A 15,931-nucleotide genomic window follows, 5' to 3' on the forward strand; every position below is an offset into this window, starting at 1 on the left:
GCCTCACATCCCCTTCGCCGGGACGATCTGCAGGTAGATCCCGGTGATCACCACGTTGACCAGGAACAGCAGCAGGAACGTGACGACCACCGCCTGGTTGACCGCGTCGCCGACGCCCTTGGGCCCGCTGGACGGGTTGAGGCCGCGGTAGGCGGCCACGATGCCGGCGACGAAGCCGTAGATGAGCGCCTTGAACTCGCTGACCCACAGGTCGGGAAGCTGGGCGAGGGCGTTGAAGCTGGCCAGGTAGGCGCCCGGGGTGCCGCCCTGCATGACCACGTTGAAGAAGTAGCCGCCGAGCACGCCGACCACGCTGACCAGACCGTTGAGCAGCATGGAGACCACGACCGCGGCGAGCACCCTGGGCACGATCAGCCGGTGGATCGGCGAGACGCCGAGCACCTCCATCGCGGCGATCTCCTCGCGGATGGTGCGCGAGCCGATGTCCGCGCACATCGCCGAGCCGCCGGCTCCGGCCACCAGCAGGGCGGTGATCAGCGGGCTGGCCTGCTGGATGATCGCCAGCGCGCCGGCCGCCCCGGTGAACGACTGGGCGCCGATCTGCTGGGTCAGCGAGCCGAGGTGCAGCGAGATCACCGCGCCGAACGGGATGGACACGAGCGCGGTGGGCAGCCAGGTCACGCTGACGAAGAACCAGCACTGCTGGATGAACTCGCGGCGCTGGAACGGCCGCCGCGGGGTGTTTTTGAGCACCTCCCAGCCGAGCGTGGCCATCCGCCCGACCTGCCGCAGCGCGGCGACCCCGGGGAACCCGGCGGCGTTGGTGCTGCTCATCGGCGGCCGCCCCACGGCCGGCGGGTGAACGCGGCGCCCAGGTCGCGCGGCGTCCGGGCCACCTCGTGAAGGGAGCCGTGCACGGAGGTTACCGGCGCGGGCCGCTGCGGCAGCGGCGCGGTCAACCCGTAGCGGTGCCGGTCGGCGTCGGTCAGGCTGGCCAGCACGCTCTGCCTGGCGCCGGCCGGCAGGCTGGACAGCATCCGCATGACCCGGTCCTTGCGCCGGCGCACCGCCATCCGCTCGGGCAGCCCCGCGGTGGGTTCGAGCTGCGGCGGCACACCCCGGACGTCCTCGGCGAGCTCGGCGTCCATGTGGCCGGCCTCGGCGTGCGCCCGCTCCCGGTCCATGGTCGCCTGGTCCTTCTCCTCGCTCATCCCGATCGGGCCGACCCGGCGACCGCCCAAGAACTGGGCCACCACCGGCTCGTCGCTGGTGAGCAGCACCTCGCGCGGACCGAACATGACCAGCTCGCGGCGGAACAGCATGCCGAGGTTGTCCGGCACGGTGCGGGCCACGTTGATGTTGTGGGTGACGATCAGGATGGTGGCGTCGAGCTGCGCGTTCAGGTCGATCAGCAGTTGGGACAGGTACGCGGTGCGCACCGGGTCCAGGCCGGAGTCCGGCTCGTCGCAGAGGATGATCTCCGGGTCGAGCACCAGCGCCCTGGCCAGCCCGGCGCGCTTGCGCATGCCGCCGGAGATCTCGCCGGGCAGCTTGTGCTCCGCCCCGGTGAGGCCGACCAATTCCATCTTCTCGCCCACGATGCGCCGGATCTCCGACTCCGACTTCCTGGTGTGCTCGCGCAGCGGGAAGGCGACGTTGTCGTAGATGTCCATCGAGCCGAACAGCGCGCCGTCCTGGAACAGCACGCCGAGCAGCTTGCGGATCTCGTACAGTTCGCGCTCGGAGCAGGAGCACACGTCGGTGCCGTTGATGACGCACGTGCCGCGCTCCGGCCGGAGCAGGCCGATGATCGACTTGAGGAACACCGACTTGCCGGTGCCCGACGGTCCAAGAAGGACGGACACCTCGCCGGCCGGCAGGGTGAGCGTGACGTCCCGCCAGATGGTCTGCCGGCCGAAGGACTTGGTCAGGCCCTCGACCTTCACCTCGACGCCCATCGCGCCTGCCTCTCTTTCCGCGGGTTCGCGCGCCGCCGCGACCGCGTCGAGTCGCGGCCTGGGCGCGCGCCATGGCCCGTCCAGGTGCGGCGGCCTGCGCCAGTCATCTGGGGACCGCTGGTTGGCGACGTCGTTGTCACGGCTTTCCCTCGGGGTCAGCTGATGTTGTAGAAGGCGTGGGTCGCGGTGACGCCCCCGTCGGCCACGAACTCCGCGCCGGTGCAGTAGCGGCTCTCGTCGCTGCCGAGGAAGACCACCACGCCGGCGACGTCCTCCGGCTGGCCGATCCGGCCAAGCGGGATGTACTGGCCGATCGGCGAGAGGTCCAGGTCGTCTCCGCCACCGGCGGCGTCCCGCACCATCTGGGTGTCGATCATGCCGGGGTGCACGGAGTTGACCCGGATGCCGTGCCTGCCCAGTTCCATCGCGGCCGACTTGGTCATCCCGCGGATGGCGAACTTGCTGGCCGTGTAGGCGAGCAGCAGCGGCATGCCGCCCAGCCCCTCCACCGAGGAGAGGTTGATGATCGAGCCGCCGCCGGCCTCGGTCATCGCCGGCACCGCCGCGCGGATACCCAGGAAGGTGCCGGTCTGGTTGACCCGGATGATCCGCTCGTAGTCCGCCAGGGTGGTTTCCACGATCGACGAGAAGTGCAGGATCCCGGCGTTGTTCACCAGCACGTCCAGCCGGCCGAACGCGTCGGTGGTGACCCGGACCGCGGCGGCCCAGTCCTCCTCGCTGGCCACGTCGAGGTGCTGGTACCGGGCCGCGTCGCCGAGTTCGTCGGCGAGTTGCTTGCCCGCATCGTCGGCGATGTCGGCGAGGACGACGCGGGCGCCCTCGGCCACGTACCCGCGGGCCATGGCCGCACCCTGCCCTCGCGCCGCGCCGGTGATCAGCGCGACCTTGCCGGAAAGTCGTCCCATCCGCCTCCGCCTTCCTCGCCGGTCCTGCTGGTGTGTCCGCCCGCCCCTGGGTCACTCCGCCCCGGCCGCCCGGGACAGTGACAGCACGTCGGGGCACGCGAAGCCGCGCCCGGGGTCGCGTGCGGCGAAGTAGTCACCGACGGTTTGGTTCAGGTCGGCGAGCGTCCAGGTGGGCCCGGTCGCGTCGAAACGCCGCTCCACGGTGGGCGCGGCGAGCAGCGCCACCATGCCGCCGTGCACCACGAACACCTGCCCGGTGATCGCGTCGGCGGCCGGGGCGGCCAGGTAGGCGACGAACGGGGCGACGTGCTCCGGCGACAGCGGGTCCATGCCGCCCTCCGGGGCGTCGCCGAACACGCGGGCGGTCATCGCGGTCCGTGCCCGGGGGCAGATCGCGTTGGCGCGCACGCCGTAGCGGGCCATGGCGCGGGCGGTGGACAGGGTCAGCGCGGCGATCCCGGCCTTGGCCGCGGCATAGTTGGGTTGGCCCTCCGAGCCGACCAGGAACGCCTCCGAAGCCGTGTTCACCACCCGCCCGTACACCGGCCCGCCGTCCTCTTTGGACTTCGACCGCCAGTAGGCCGCGGCGTTGCGGGACAGCAGGAAGTGCCCGCGCAGGTGCACCCGGATGACCTGGTCCCACTCCTGGTCGGACATGTTGAACAGCATCCGGTCGCGGATCACGCCGGCGTTGTTCACCACCACGTGCAGGCCGCCGAACCGCTGCACCGCGGTGTCCAGCAACGCGTCCGCGGTGGCCCGCTCGGCGATGTCGCCCTCCACCAGCGCCGCCTTGCCGCCGCGGCCCTCGATCTCGGCGAGCACCGGAGCGCCCGCCCCGGGCATGTCGTTGAGCACCACCTCGGCGCCGGCATCGGCCAGCGCGAGCGCCTCGGCCCTGCCGAGGCCGGCACCGGCCCCGGTCACCACGGCGACCTTGCCTTCCAGGCTCAGCGACGCTGCTGTGCTCTCCACGGGCGACTCCTCGTTCCGCTGGGGTCGGCGACGTCCGGAGGGGTTCGGCCCGGTTGGCGGCGTGGGCCATCACCGACCATCGCGGCAGTTACCTGGCTCACAGTAGAATACTGTTCTACCTGAGTCAACGCCGCTGCGGCGGCCCACAATCGCTCTCTACCTGGTGTTTCTCTGCACCGAAGGCAACGATCTGGAAACACGTTCTACGTGACGTGGTCGCGCCGGAGCGGGGGCCCGTGCACCCGGCCGCGCCACCCGCCGGGGGACCGCCCGCCATCTCCCGCGAAGCCGCCGGCGCGCGGCGCGCCGAGTCCCGCCATCACCCACCGCCACCACTACGCTGCGTACTTGCTTCACTCAACGAGCGGGCAGAGACGCAAGTCACGCCCCGGCCCGGAACTCACAGCATTGGCGCAGCGTGACGAGCGGCCGGACGGGCGCCGGTCGCCAGGCCGAGGGTGGTACGACGGGCCGTCGCCGCGCCGGGACGCGGGGTGCCCGACCGGACCGCGCCAGACTATGAGAACTCGTTCTAAGTATTCCGGGCGTTGCGGTGCTCAGTCAGGGTCCGCCCTGGCAGGAGCCCCTGGATTCAGGCATGAGAATCTGTTTCACTTGGCGGGTGGCCACGATGGTCACCGCGCACGGGAGGGGCGGATGCACATCACCTACACGCCCGAGCAGGAGGGGCTCCGCGACGAGCTGCGGGCGTACTTCGCCAAGCTGATGACGCCGGAGCGGCGCGAGGCGCTCACCGCCAGCGAGGGCGAGTACGGCGACGGCACCGTCTACAAGGAGGTCGTCCGGGAGATGGGCCGGGACGGCTGGCTGGTGCTCGGCTGGCCGACCGAGTACGGCGGCCAGAACCGGTCGATGATGGAGCAGCTCATCTTCAACGACGAGGCCGCCGTCGCCGGAGTGCCGGTGCCGTTCCTGACGCTCAACACCGTCGGCCCGACCATCATGCGTTTCGGCACGGACGAGCAGAAGGCGTACTACCTGCCGAGGATCGCCGGCGGGGAGATCCACTTCTCGATCGGCTACTCCGAGCCCGAGGCCGGCACCGACCTCGCCGCGCTGCGCACCCGCGCGGTGCGCGACGGCGACGAGTACGTGGTCAACGGCCAGAAGATGTGGACCAGCCTGATCCAGTATGCCGACTACGTGTGGCTGGCCTGCCGCACCGACCCGGACGCGGCCCGGCACCGGGGGCTGTCCGTGCTGATCGTGCCAACCGACTCCGCCGGGTTCTCCTGGACCCCGGTGCGCACCGTGTCCGGGCCGACCACCAGCGCCACCTACTACTCGGACGTGCGGGTGCCGGTGTCCGCGCTGGTCGGCGAGGAGAACAAGGGCTGGGGTCTGATCACCAACCAGCTCAACCACGAGCGGGTAGCGCTCACCTCGGCCGCGCCGATCACGGCGGCCCTGCGTGACGTGCGGGAGTGGGCGCAGACCACCAAGCTGCCCGGCTCGGACCGGCGGGTCATCGACCAGGAGTGGGTGCAGCTCCACCTGGCCCGGGTGCACGCCAAGGTGGAGTTCCTCAAGCTGATCAACTGGCGGACCGCGTGGGGCGCGGGCGGGTCGCTCAGCCCGGCGCAGGCGTCGGCCACCAAGGTGTTCGGCACCGAGTTCGCCACCGAGGCGTACCGGCTGCTGATGGAGGTACTCGGCGCGCACGCCTACCTCCGGCGGGACGCCCGCGGCGCGGTGCTGGCCGGGCGGATCGAGCGGCTGCACCGCGCCTGCCTGATCCTCACCTTCGGCGGCGGCACCAACGAGGTGCAGCGCGACATCATCGCCGCGGTCGCGCTCGGCCTGCCCGTTTCCCGACGCTGACCCGGAGGTCGTTCGATGGACTTCACGCTCACCGAGGCCCAGCAGGACCTGGCCGGGCTGACCCGCCGGATCGTCATCGACCGCGCCACCCCCGAGCGGCTGCGCGAGGTCGAGGCCGGCGGCGACCGGTTCGACCGCGAGCTGTGGGCCGCGCTCGCCGAGGCCGGGGTGCTCGCCGCCGCGCTGCCCGAGGACGTCGGCGGCAGCGGGTTCGGCCTGCTCGAGCAGTGCAGCGTGCTCGTCGAGCTGGGCCGGGCCGTCGCACCCGTGCCCTACCTGCCGTCCATCGTGATGGCCGCCTCGGCGATCGCCAGGTTCGGCGACGCCGGGCAGCGCGAGCGGTGGGCCGCCCCGGCGGCGCGCGGCGAACTAGTGCTCACCGCGGCGCTGGTCGAGGAACTCGGCGAGGACCCGGCCGCGCCCACCACCCGGGCCGACCAGACGACGGGGGGCTGGCTGCTCACCGGGTCGAAGACCACCGTGCCGGCGGGCCCGCTGGCGGACGCGATCCTGGTGCCGGCGACCACCCCGCGCGGCCTGGCGGTCTTCCTGATCACCCCGGACGACCCGGGGGTGAGCGTCGAGCGGCAGCGGATCGTGGACGCCGACAGCGAGGCGTGGCTGGACCTGGCCGGGGTGCCGCTGGCCGAGGACCGGCGGCTCGGCGGCGCCGAAGTGCTGGAGTGGCTGGCCGCGCGCGGCACGATCGGGCTGGCCGCCGCGCAGCTCGGAGTCACCGAGCGGGCCCTGGAGCTGACCGCGGAGTACGCGCGCAGCCGGGTGCAGTTCGACAAGCCGATCGGCGCCTTCCAGGCGGTGGCCCAGCGGCTCGCCGACGCCTACGTGGACGTCGAGGCCATCCGGCTCACCCTGTGGCAGGCGGCGTGGCGGTGCGAGACCGGTTTGCCGTGCGACACCGAGATCGCCACCGCGAAGTTCTGGGCCGCGGACGGCGGGCACCGGGTCGCGCACACCGCGGTGCACGTGCACGGCGGGGTGGGCATCGACGTGGACCACGTGCTGCACCGGTACTTCGTGGCCGCCAAGCGCAACGAGTTCGCCCTCGGCGGGGCCACCGCCCAGTTGCGCCGGATCGGCGCCACCCTGGCCGCGGTGCCCGCGTAGCCGCCATGGTCGACGGCACGCCCACCGTCACCGAACTGCTGCTCGCCCGCACCGGGGACGAGCATCCCGGCCTGCGGTTCGAGGAGTCCACGTGGTCGTGGGCGGAGCACGTGGCCGCCTCCGCCGAGCGGGCCGCGCTGCTGCGCGCGCTGCGGTGTCCCGGGATCCCGTTCCACGTGGGCGTGCTGCTGGACAACGTGCCCGAGTTCTCCCTCCTGCTCGGCGCGGCGGCGCTGGCCGGGGCGGTGCTGGTCGGGCTGAACCCGACGCGGCGCGGCCCGGCCCTGGCCCGGGACGTGCGGCTGGCCGACTGCCAACTCGTGGTCACCGAGCGCCGGCACGCCCCGCTGCTCGACGGGCTGGACCTCGGCGCGGCGGTGTGGGACATCGACTCCCCCGCCTGGGCGGACGCGGTGGCCGCGCACACCGGCGCCCCGGCCGACGCGGTACCGGCTGGACCCGACGACCTGCTCATGCTGATCTTCACGTCCGGCACCAGCGGCGACCCCAAGGCGGTGCGCTGCACCCACGGCAAGATCGCCTTCCCCGGCGTGATGCTGGCCGACCGGTTCGGACTGTCCACTGCGGACACCGTGTACGTGTCGATGCCGATGTTCCACTCCAACGCCATCATGGCCGGCTGGTCGGTGGGCCTGGCCGCCGGCACCACGATCGCGCTGCGCCGCCGGTTCTCCGCGTCCGCGTTCCTCGCCGACGTCCGCCGCTTCGGTGCCACGTACGCCAACTACGTGGGCCGGCCGCTGTCCTACCTGCTGGCCACCCCGGAACGGCCGGACGACGCGGACAACCCGCTGCGCATCGTCTACGGCAACGAGGGCGCCGAGCGGGACATGACGCGGTTCGCCGAGCGGTTCGGCTGCCACGTGGTGGACGGGTTCGGCTCCACCGAGGGCGGGGTGGCCGTGCAGCGCACCCCGGACACCCCGCCGGGCGCGCTGGGCCGGCTCGCCGACGGCGTGGACATCCTGCACCCGGACACCGGCGAACCCTGCCCGCCCGCGCGGTTCGACGCCGACGGTCGCATCCTCAACGGCGAGGAGGCAGTCGGCGAGCTGGTGAACACCGCCGGCGCAGGCGCCTTCGCCGGCTACTACCGCGATCCGGACGCCGACGCCGCGCGGCTGCGCGGCGGCCGGTACTGGAGCGGGGACCTGGCCTACCGCGACGAGGACGGGTTCTGCTACTTCGCCGGCCGTTCCGCGGACTGGTTGCGGGTGGACGGCGAGAACCTGGGTACCGCGCCGATCGAGCGGCTGCTGCTGCGCCACCCCGACGTGGCCGAGGTGGCCGTGTACGCGGTGCCGGACGTGACCGTGGGCGACCAGATCATGGCGGCCCTGGTGCTGCGCGACGGCGCGGCGTTCGACCCGGACGGCTTCGTCGCCTTCCTCGCCGCCCAACCCGACCTCGGCGCCAAGCAGCTCCCCCGCTACGTCCGGATCGCCACCGAGCTGCCCCGCACCTCCACCTACAAGGTGCTCAAACGCCAACTCGCCGCCGAACGCTGGAACTGCCCGGACCCGGTCTGGCACCGCGAGGGCCACGAGCGCGTGTTCCGCCGGCTCACCCCGGCCCGCGCTGCCGAACTCGAGGAGGCCGTGGCGGCTCATCCGGCCTGACGGTCAGCCTCGGTCGCCGATGTCTTTGATCGGCCGATTCGGCGCAGCAGATCTCGGCATTCGTCGAGATCCCGCACCACATCGTGGGCACCGATGGTTTCCGCGGCAAGCTCGGCGAGAGTTGCACGGGCGCCCGGCAGTGCGCGCCCGACCCTCCTCATTTCCTCGCGGGCGTCGTCATATCCGCGGATCAGGGCGTCCGCGAGGCTCTCGATCCGCTGAGCGGTCGGTTCAATGCCGTTGATGCGCAGACGTTCGGCCATGATGTCGGATTCAGTGCGACCGGAGATCGACGCCAACTCTGCCAGCGGCTTGCCGGCTGCGGCCAGGAAGGCACGGTCGTAGATCGCCCGGCCGACCACCTGGTTTCGATCAGCGTGTGGTCGACATCCCACAGCACGATGAGCCGTGGGCTGGTAGGGGACGGCAGCGGAGCAGGCATGAGCGCAGTCTGTCACCAGGCGGCATCAACTCTCACGACCAGTGACTGGCCCTTCCGGAGCGTAGGGGCGAAGCATGGCCCCGGCTGGCTTTCGGCGAAGGTCAGAAGAGATCACATCCACACGGGCACGCTCGGGTCGGTTTCCGGCGGCGGACGGGGCGCCGATCAGCCAGGCGGGAGTACGCAGAACTCGTTGTCTTCGGGGTCGGTGAGGACGACCCACGGGAGGTCCTGCTCACTGGAGACGACCCGCGCGCCCAGGCCCACCAGCCGGCGCACCTCGGCGTCCTGGTTGCCGTCCGTCGGCCGGAGGTCGAGGTGCAGCCGGTTCTTGCCGGGGGTCTTGCCCTCGGGGACGGGGTGGAAGAGCAGCGTCGGTCGGCCGTCCGTGGCGGCCTCGACGTACTCCTTGCCGCGGGCGTCCTGCCAACGCCGCACCACCTGGTAGTCGAGCGCCGCGCACCAGAACGCGGCAAGCGACTCGGCGTCGCGGCAGTCGACCACAACGGCGATGATCCGGCTGGCCACGAAGGACACCTACCGCATCGCCGGGCTCGGCCGCAACCGACCGCGGCGGGTCGGCGGTCGGTTGCGACGTGGCCGGCGAACGGCGTCAGGAGTACTGGACGCGGAACTCCTTGATGCCGTTGAGCCAGCCGGAGCGGAGCCGGCGGGGTTCGGCGACCTGGCGGATGTTCGGCATCTGGTCGGCCACCGCGTTGAAGATCAGCTCGATCTCCAGCTTGGCCAGGTTGGCGCCGATGCAGTAGTGCGCGCCGCTGCCGCCGAAGCCGAGGTGCGGGTTGGGGTCGCGGGTGATGTCGAACCGCTCGGGGTGGTCGAAGACCTCCTCGTCGAAGTTGGCCGAGCTGTAGAACAGGCCGAGCCGCTGGCCCTTCCTGATCCGCTGGCCGCCGAGTTCGGTGTCGGCCAGCGCGGTGCGCTGGAAGACCATCACCGGGGTGGCCCAGCGGACGATCTCGTCCGCGGTGGTGGCCGGGCGCTCGGCCTTGAACAGCTCCCACTGGTCGGGGTGGTCGACGAAGGCCTTCATGCCGTGGGTGATCGCGTTGCGGGTGGTCTCGTTGCCGGCGACGGCGAGCAGCAACACGAAGAAACCGAACTCGTCCGAGGAGAGCGCGTTGCCGTCCACGTCGGCCTGGATGAGCTTGGTGGCGATGTCGTCCATCGGGCAGCGCTTGCGCTCCTCGGCCATGTTCATCGAGTAGCCGAGCAGTTCCGCGGCGGCAGCGTCCGGCTCGACGTCGTACTCGGGGTCGTCGTACGCGATCATCTGGTTGGACCAGTGGAAGATCTTGTGCCGGTGTTCCTGCGGGACGCCGAGCAGCTCGGCGATGGCCTGCAGCGGCAGCTCGCAGGCCACGTCGGTGACGAAGTCGCCGCTGCCGTCGGCCAGCGCGGTGGCCACGATCCGCTCCGCCCGCTCCTGCAACGCGTCCCGGAGGCTGTTGATCGCACGCGGCGTGAAGCCCCGGGAGATGATGCCGCGCAGCTTGGTGTGCTGTGGCGGGTCGATGTTGAGCAGGATGTAGCGCTGCATCTCGATCCGGTCCCGGGTCATGTCCGGGCCGAACCGGATGATGGCGGTGTTCTCCCAGGTCGAGTAGACGTCGGTGTTCCGGGAGACCTCCTTGACGTCCGCGTGCCGAGTGACCACCCAGTACCCGTCGTCACCGAACCCGGCGATGTTGTGCGGCTGGGCGTTCCACCACACCGGGGCGGTCCGGCGCAGCTGGGCGAGTTCCTCGACGGGCAGCCGCTGCGCGTACATGTCGGGGTCGGTGAAGTCGAAGCCTTCCGGGATGCGGGGCGAAGCCACGGCTGCCTCCTGCACTCGTCGCTCGTCGGTGGGGTCGCAACGCGGACAACGACGATGGAACACGTTCTTATTGGCATTGAAGCACAGGGCGTCTACCCAAGGAAAGGCAAGGACATGAGGTGACCATGGAAACCTCGTACGCCTTGCCCGAGATCGTGAACCTGTTCTACTTTCTAGGCCAGGTCCTCACCCGAGAGGAGTCCCGAGTGGGCAATCCGGTGATCGTGGAAGCGGTGCGCACCCCGATCGGCAAGCGCGGCGGCTGGCTGTCCGGCCTGCACGCGGCCGAGATCCTGGGGGCGGCCCAGGCGGCGCTGGTCGAGCGGGCCGGCATCGACACCGCGCTGGTCGAGCAGGTGGTCGGCGGCTGCGTGACGCAGGCCGGCGAGCAGTCCAACAATGTCACCCGCACCGCGTGGCTGCACGCCAGGCTGCCGTACCAGACCGGGTGCATGACCGTGGACGCCCAGTGCGGGTCGGCGCAGCAGTCCACCCACCTGGTCGCCGGCCTCATCGCCGCGGACGCCATCGAGGTCGGCATCGCCTGCGGCGTGGAGGCGATGAGCCGGGTCCCGCTGCGGGCCAACGTCGGCGAGAGCGCCGGCATGCCACGGCCCGAGTCGTGGGACATCGACCTACCCAACCAGTACGTCGCGGCGGAGCGGATCGCGGAGCGCCGGGGCTTCTCCCGGGAGGAGATCGACCGGTTCGGGGTGCGCTCGCAGACCAGGGCCGGGCAGGCCTGGGCGGAGGGCCGCTTCGACCGCGAGGTGGTGCCGGTGAAGGTGCCCGTGCTGGACGCCGACGGCAGGCCGACCGGAGAGATCCGGACGGTGACCCGGGACCAGGGGCTGCGGGAGACCAGCCTGGAGGCGCTGGCCGGGCTCAAGCCGGTGGTCGAGGGCGGCGTGCACACCGCAGGCACCTCCTCGCAGATCTCCGACGGCGCGGCCGCGGTGCTGGTGATGGACGCCGACCGGGCCCGCGCGCTGGGCCTGCGGCCGCGTGCCCGGATCGTGGCGCAGTGCCTGGTCGGCGCGGAGCCCTACTATCACCTGGACGGCCCAGTGCAGGCCACCGAGCGGGTGCTGGCCCGCAGCGGCATGAAGATCGGCGACGTGGACCTGTTCGAGGTGAACGAGGCGTTCGCGTCCGTGGTGCTGTCCTGGACCAGCGTGCACCGGCCGGAGCTGGACAAGGTCAACGTCAACGGCGGCGCGATCGCGCTCGGCCACCCGGTCGGCAGCACCGGCGCCCGACTGATCACCACCGCGCTGCACGAGCTGGAGCGCCGGGACGCGGCCACCGCGCTGGTCACCATGTGCGCCGGCGGCGCGCTGTCCACCGGAACCATCCTGGAACGCGTCTGAAACGCGTTCAGTGGGCTCATTGGGGATTCCGGAGTACCCGGAATCCCCAATGAGCCCGCTGAATGCGGAACCGGGGTCAGATCCAGTCGCCGTGGCGGGACCAGCTCAGCAGCGTGTCCAGCAGCTCGTCGGCGCGCGGCGGGGCGGTGTCCTCCGGGGTCTCGGTGACCGTGTAGGCGCCGCGATAGAACAGCAGCGGCCGGCCCTCGGCCTGCGGGCCCAGCTCGACGACCCGACCGATCACCACGTCGTGGTCGCCGGCCTCGTGCACCGTCTCGATCACGCAGTCCACCCAGGTGAGCACTCCGGCCAGCACGGGGGCTCCGTTCGGCGACGGCGTCCAGGACAGGCCGGCGAACCGATCCGTGCCGGGCCGGCCGAACACCGCGGACACCTCGCGCTGGTCCTCGGCGAGTACGTTCACGCAGAAGTACCCGGCCCGGCGGATGCGGGCCCAGCTCGACGACGTCCTGCTGGGGCAGAACAGCACCAGCGGCGGGGACAGCGACAGCGAGGAGAAGGACTGGCAGGCGAACCCCACGGGCTCGCCACCGTCCACACTGGTCACCACGGTGACGCCGGTGCAGAAATGGCCCAGCACGGCGCGGAACGCCTGCTGGTCCACGGTGGTCGCAGAACCCTGCGGCACGTTGCTCACCGCCTCACTGTGTCTGCGCGCCGACACTGAAGTCGTGGCCCCACAGGCTGACCGCGGTGCTCTCCCGGGCGATCCAGGTGTCATCGTCCACCTGCCGACCCTCGGCGCCGAACTCGACGTCGAACCCGCCGGGCGTCTTCATGTAGAACGACAGCATCAGGTCGTTGACGTGCCGGCCCATGGTGGCCGACATCGGCACCTTGCGGCGCAGCGCGCGGTCCAGGCACAGGCCGACGTCGTCGACGTCCTCCACCTCGATCATCAGGTGCACGATGCCGCTCGGCGTGGGCATCGGCAGGAACGCCAGGCTGTGGTGGCGCGGGTTGCAGCCGAAGAAGCGCAGCCACGCGGGCGGGCCGTCCTTGGGCCGGCCGACCAGTTCCGGCGCCAGCCGCATCGAGTCGCGCAGCCGGAACCCGAGTACATCCCGGTAGAAGTGCAGCGCCGCCTCATCGTCGTGGGTGGACAGCACCACGTGGCCGAGCCCCTGCTCGCCGGTGACGAACCGGTGCCCGTACGGGCTGACCACCCGCCGGTGCTCCAGCGCGACGCCGTGGAACACCTCCAGGGTGTTGCCGGACGGGTCGGCGAAGCTGACCATCCCGTTGACCCGGCGGTCGGCCAGTTCCGCGGCGGTGGCCTCCTTGAACGGCACGCCCGCCGCGTCCAGCCGCTGCCGCACCTCGTCCAGTTCACCGGAGTTGGCCACCTCCCAGCCGGAGGCGGCCAACCGGTCGTGCTCGCCCGGCACGATCACCAGCCGGGCCGGGAAGTCGTCCATGCGCAGGTGGAGCGCGTCCGGGTCGGCGCCCCTGCCCTCGACCATGCCGAGCACCTTCAGACCATACTCGCGCCAGGCCGGCATGTCGGTGGCCTCGATACGGAGGTAACCCAGCGACCGGATGCCCATCAGCACGCCCTCCCCTCGGATGGCTCGGCCAGGAACGCGGTCACCAGCCGGTTGAACTCGTCGAACTGCTCCAGTTGCGCCCAGTGCCCGCAGCGGGAGAACACGTGCAACTGGGCGCGCGGGATCTGCTTGAGCGCGAGCAGCGCACCGTCCAGCGGGTTGACCCGGTCCTCCCGGCCCCAGATCAGCAGCACCCGCTGGCGTAGCCGGTGCACCTCCCGCCAGAGCATGCCGTCCTCGTAGGTGTCCGGCTGCAGGAACGAGGCGCCCATGGACGCCATCGCGCGCAGCGACTCCGGGTCACTGGCCAGCCGGTAGCGCTCCTCGATCAGCTCGTCGGTGACCAGCGACTGGTCGAACACCATGGTGCGGAGGAACGCCGCCAGCTTCTCCCGGCTCGGCCCGGGCGGCGCGGCGAACTCGTACAGCCGCTTGATGCCCTCGGTCGGGTCCGGGGAGAACACGTTCACGCTCAGGCCGCCGGGGCCCATCAGGGCCAGCCGGCCGGCCCGGTCCGGGTGGCGCAACGCGAACCGCACCGCCGTGCCGCCGCCGAGGGAGTTGCCGACCAGGTGCGCCCGCTCGATGCCCAACTCGTCCAGCAACCCGAGCAGCGCGTCCGCGGCGAAGGTGAAGTAGTGGCCGCGCACCGCCGGCTTGTCCGAGTGGCCGAAACCGGGCTGGTCGACGGCCAGGGTGCGGTACTGCCGGGCGAACACCGGGAGGTTGCGGCCGAAGTTGCTCCACGCCGAGGCGCCGGGGCCGCCGCCGTGCAGCATCACCACCGGAGTGCCGCCGGCGGTGCCGGCCTCGTGGTAGTGCAGCGTGAACTCGCCCGCGTGGGCGTACCGGCTGGTCGACGCGAAGTCGACGGTGGAAGCCGTGGTCATGAACGTCCCCCTCGGTTACAGCCAGGCGTCGGTGACCCGTATGCCGAGTTCCGCCTGGCCGTACATGGCCAGCGTCTTCTCCGGGTCGTTGATGGCGTGTACCCGGCCGGCGTGCGCGTCCCGCCAGAACCGCTGGATCGGGGTGCCCAGCCGCAGCGCGCGACCGCCGGCGCTCTCGAACAGCCGGTCGACCGCCTCGATCGCCGCGCCGGTGGCGCTGACCTGGTCCCGGCGCACCCGCATGCGCAGCGACATCGGGATCTTCTCGCCGGCGGTGGCCAGTTCCAGTTCCTCGGTGACGTTGCGCTCGATCATCGTCCAGGCCAGGTCGATCTTGCGGGCCGCCTCGGCGATGCGCACCTGGCCGAACACGTCGTCGGCGGCCTTGGCGCCGGTGGACGCGCGCACCCGCTCCCGGGTGTAGCTGACGTAGGCGTCGTAGGCGCCCTGCGCCATGCCGATCACCGGGACCGCGATGGACGGGGCGAACACCGAGGCGAACGGCAGCTTGTACAGCGGGGCCGGGTTGACCTCCTGGCCGGGGCAGACGCACCTGGCGGTGTCGGTGAAGCTGAGCGTGCGGTACTCCGGCACGAAAACGTCGTCCACGATGATGTCGTTGCTGCCGGTGCCGGCCAGGCCGACGGTGTGCCACACGTCGTCGATGGTGTAGTCGGCGATCGGCAGCAGGAAGGTGCGGAAATCCACCGGGTTGCCGTCCTCGCCGAGCACCAGCCCGCCGAGGAACGCCCAGGTGGCGTGCGCGCAGCCGGAGGAGAAGCTCCACCGGCCGCTGAAGGAGAACCCGCCGTCCACCGGCTTGGCCCGGCCCATCGGTGCGTACGACGAGGACACCCGCACGTCGGTGTCCTCACCCCACACCTCCTCCTGCGCCCGCGCGTCGAACAGGGCGAGCTGCCACGGGTGGATGCCGAGCACCGAGGTCACCCAGCCGGTCGAGCCGCACACGCTGGCCACCAGCTTGACCACGGTGTAGAAGTCCACCGGGCTCGCCTCCATGCCGCCGTACCGGCGCGGCTGCAGCATCGTGAACACGCCGAGTTCGGTCAGCGACTTCATCGACTCGTCGGGGACGTTGCGGGCGTCCTCGGTCTCCTGCGCCCGGTCACGCAGGACGGGGAGCAGCTCCCGCACCCCGTCGATCACCTTCTGGGCGTCCTGCCCGCTCATCGCAAGCTCCCGTCGTCGCTCTGCTGACCCGGGCCGCGCGGAACGTGTTGCCGTCGCGCGGCTCCCCTCGGCGAGGTTGAGACTAGAACACGTTCTCATTATTGTCGATAGCCGCCCGCGGGGCCGGCGTCCGCCACGCCGCCGTGGCCGCCGTCCCGTCCCGGGTCTCGGCGCGGACGGCCGGCTCGACCCGGACAATCCCG

Annotated in this window: 15 protein-coding genes; 4 read left to right on the forward strand and 11 right to left on the reverse strand. The window is 71.5% G+C overall.

Features of this window, described 5'->3' with window-relative positions; all coding sequences use genetic code 11:
- Positions 1-3: 3 nt before the first annotated feature.
- From FFT21_RS06910 to FFT21_RS06925, 4 genes are all read right to left on the reverse strand, one after another.
- A complete protein-coding gene (locus FFT21_RS06910) occupies positions 4-795 on the reverse strand; it encodes an MlaE family ABC transporter permease (RefSeq protein WP_137812921.1) in 792 nt (263 codons plus the stop codon).
- Complete coding sequence (locus FFT21_RS06915) at positions 792-1,919, reverse strand: ABC transporter ATP-binding protein (RefSeq protein WP_137812922.1); 1,128 nt, start codon at positions 1,917-1,919, stop codon at positions 792-794. Before FFT21_RS06915 ends, FFT21_RS06910 begins: the two co-directional genes overlap by 4 nt.
- Before the next feature lie 155 nt (positions 1,920-2,074).
- Entirely contained in the window at positions 2,075-2,845 is a 771-nt protein-coding gene (locus FFT21_RS06920) for a glucose 1-dehydrogenase (RefSeq protein WP_137812923.1), read from the reverse strand.
- A gap of 51 nt (positions 2,846-2,896) precedes the next feature.
- On the reverse strand, positions 2,897-3,799 hold the full coding sequence (locus FFT21_RS06925) for a 3-oxoacyl-ACP reductase (protein WP_137812992.1): 903 nt from the start codon (positions 3,797-3,799) through the stop codon (positions 2,897-2,899).
- A 678-nt stretch (positions 3,800-4,477) separates the two neighbouring features.
- Between FFT21_RS06925 and FFT21_RS06930 the strand changes: the two genes are divergently transcribed.
- From FFT21_RS06930 to FFT21_RS06940, 3 genes are read left to right on the forward strand one after another with little or no spacing between them, the layout of a single operon-like run.
- Positions 4,478-5,662, forward strand: a complete 1,185-nt coding sequence (locus tag FFT21_RS06930) for an acyl-CoA dehydrogenase family protein (protein WP_137812924.1) — start codon at positions 4,478-4,480, stop codon at positions 5,660-5,662.
- A gap of 15 nt (positions 5,663-5,677) precedes the next feature.
- Positions 5,678-6,787, forward strand: coding sequence for an acyl-CoA dehydrogenase family protein (locus FFT21_RS06935; protein WP_137812925.1), 1,110 nt, complete (start codon positions 5,678-5,680; stop codon positions 6,785-6,787).
- 5 nt (positions 6,788-6,792) lie between these two features.
- Positions 6,793-8,427, forward strand: a complete 1,635-nt coding sequence (locus FFT21_RS06940; protein WP_137812926.1) for a long-chain-fatty-acid--CoA ligase — start codon at positions 6,793-6,795, stop codon at positions 8,425-8,427.
- Here FFT21_RS06940 and FFT21_RS06945 read toward each other — a convergent pair.
- The 3 genes from FFT21_RS06945 to FFT21_RS06955 all read right to left on the reverse strand — a co-directional run bounded on the left by FFT21_RS06945 (position 8,415) and on the right by FFT21_RS06955 (position 10,709).
- The gene (locus FFT21_RS06945) at positions 8,415-8,789 is read right to left on the reverse strand and encodes a hypothetical protein (RefSeq protein ID WP_137812927.1); all 375 of its coding nucleotides are present in this window, start codon (positions 8,787-8,789) and stop codon (positions 8,415-8,417) included. The two genes, FFT21_RS06940 and FFT21_RS06945, sit on opposite strands and share 13 nt — an antisense overlap.
- Before the next feature lie 245 nt (positions 8,790-9,034).
- Entirely contained in the window at positions 9,035-9,397 is a 363-nt protein-coding gene (locus tag FFT21_RS06950) for a VOC family protein (protein ID WP_137812928.1), read from the reverse strand.
- A gap of 85 nt (positions 9,398-9,482) precedes the next feature.
- Positions 9,483-10,709, reverse strand: coding sequence for a cytochrome P450 (locus tag FFT21_RS06955; RefSeq protein WP_137812929.1), 1,227 nt, complete (start codon positions 10,707-10,709; stop codon positions 9,483-9,485).
- Between the two features lie 206 nt (positions 10,710-10,915).
- On the opposite strand from FFT21_RS06955, the gene FFT21_RS06960 reads away from it, so the two are divergent.
- Positions 10,916-12,079, forward strand: coding sequence for a steroid 3-ketoacyl-CoA thiolase (locus tag FFT21_RS06960; protein WP_137812993.1), 1,164 nt, complete (start codon positions 10,916-10,918; stop codon positions 12,077-12,079).
- Positions 12,080-12,155: 76 nt separating this feature from the next.
- On the opposite strand, the gene hsaB is transcribed toward FFT21_RS06960, so the two are convergent.
- Genes hsaB through hsaA form a run of 4 tightly spaced genes read right to left on the reverse strand, consistent with a single transcriptional unit; the run spans position 12,156 to position 15,728 of the window.
- Positions 12,156-12,737: a 3-hydroxy-9,10-secoandrosta-1,3,5(10)-triene-9,17-dione monooxygenase reductase subunit gene (hsaB, locus tag FFT21_RS06965; RefSeq protein ID WP_371856732.1), complete on the reverse strand. Its 582-nt coding sequence runs from the start codon at positions 12,735-12,737 to the stop codon at positions 12,156-12,158.
- A gap of 4 nt (positions 12,738-12,741) precedes the next feature.
- Complete coding sequence (gene hsaC / locus FFT21_RS06970) at positions 12,742-13,647, reverse strand: iron-dependent extradiol dioxygenase HsaC (protein ID WP_137812931.1); 906 nt, start codon at positions 13,645-13,647, stop codon at positions 12,742-12,744.
- Entirely contained in the window at positions 13,647-14,537 is an 891-nt protein-coding gene (hsaD, locus tag FFT21_RS06975; RefSeq protein ID WP_137812932.1) for a 4,5:9,10-diseco-3-hydroxy-5,9,17-trioxoandrosta-1(10),2-diene-4-oate hydrolase, read from the reverse strand. The genes hsaC and hsaD overlap by 1 nt, the downstream gene beginning before the upstream one ends.
- Before the next feature lie 15 nt (positions 14,538-14,552).
- Positions 14,553-15,728: a 3-hydroxy-9,10-secoandrosta-1,3,5(10)-triene-9,17-dione monooxygenase oxygenase subunit gene (hsaA, locus tag FFT21_RS06980; RefSeq protein WP_137812933.1), complete on the reverse strand. Its 1,176-nt coding sequence runs from the start codon at positions 15,726-15,728 to the stop codon at positions 14,553-14,555.
- Between the last annotated feature and the right edge of the window lie 203 nt (positions 15,729-15,931).

Source organism: Gandjariella thermophila, from assembly GCF_005405885.1.
GTDB classification, from domain to species: domain Bacteria; phylum Actinomycetota; class Actinomycetes; order Mycobacteriales; family Pseudonocardiaceae; genus Gandjariella; species Gandjariella thermophila.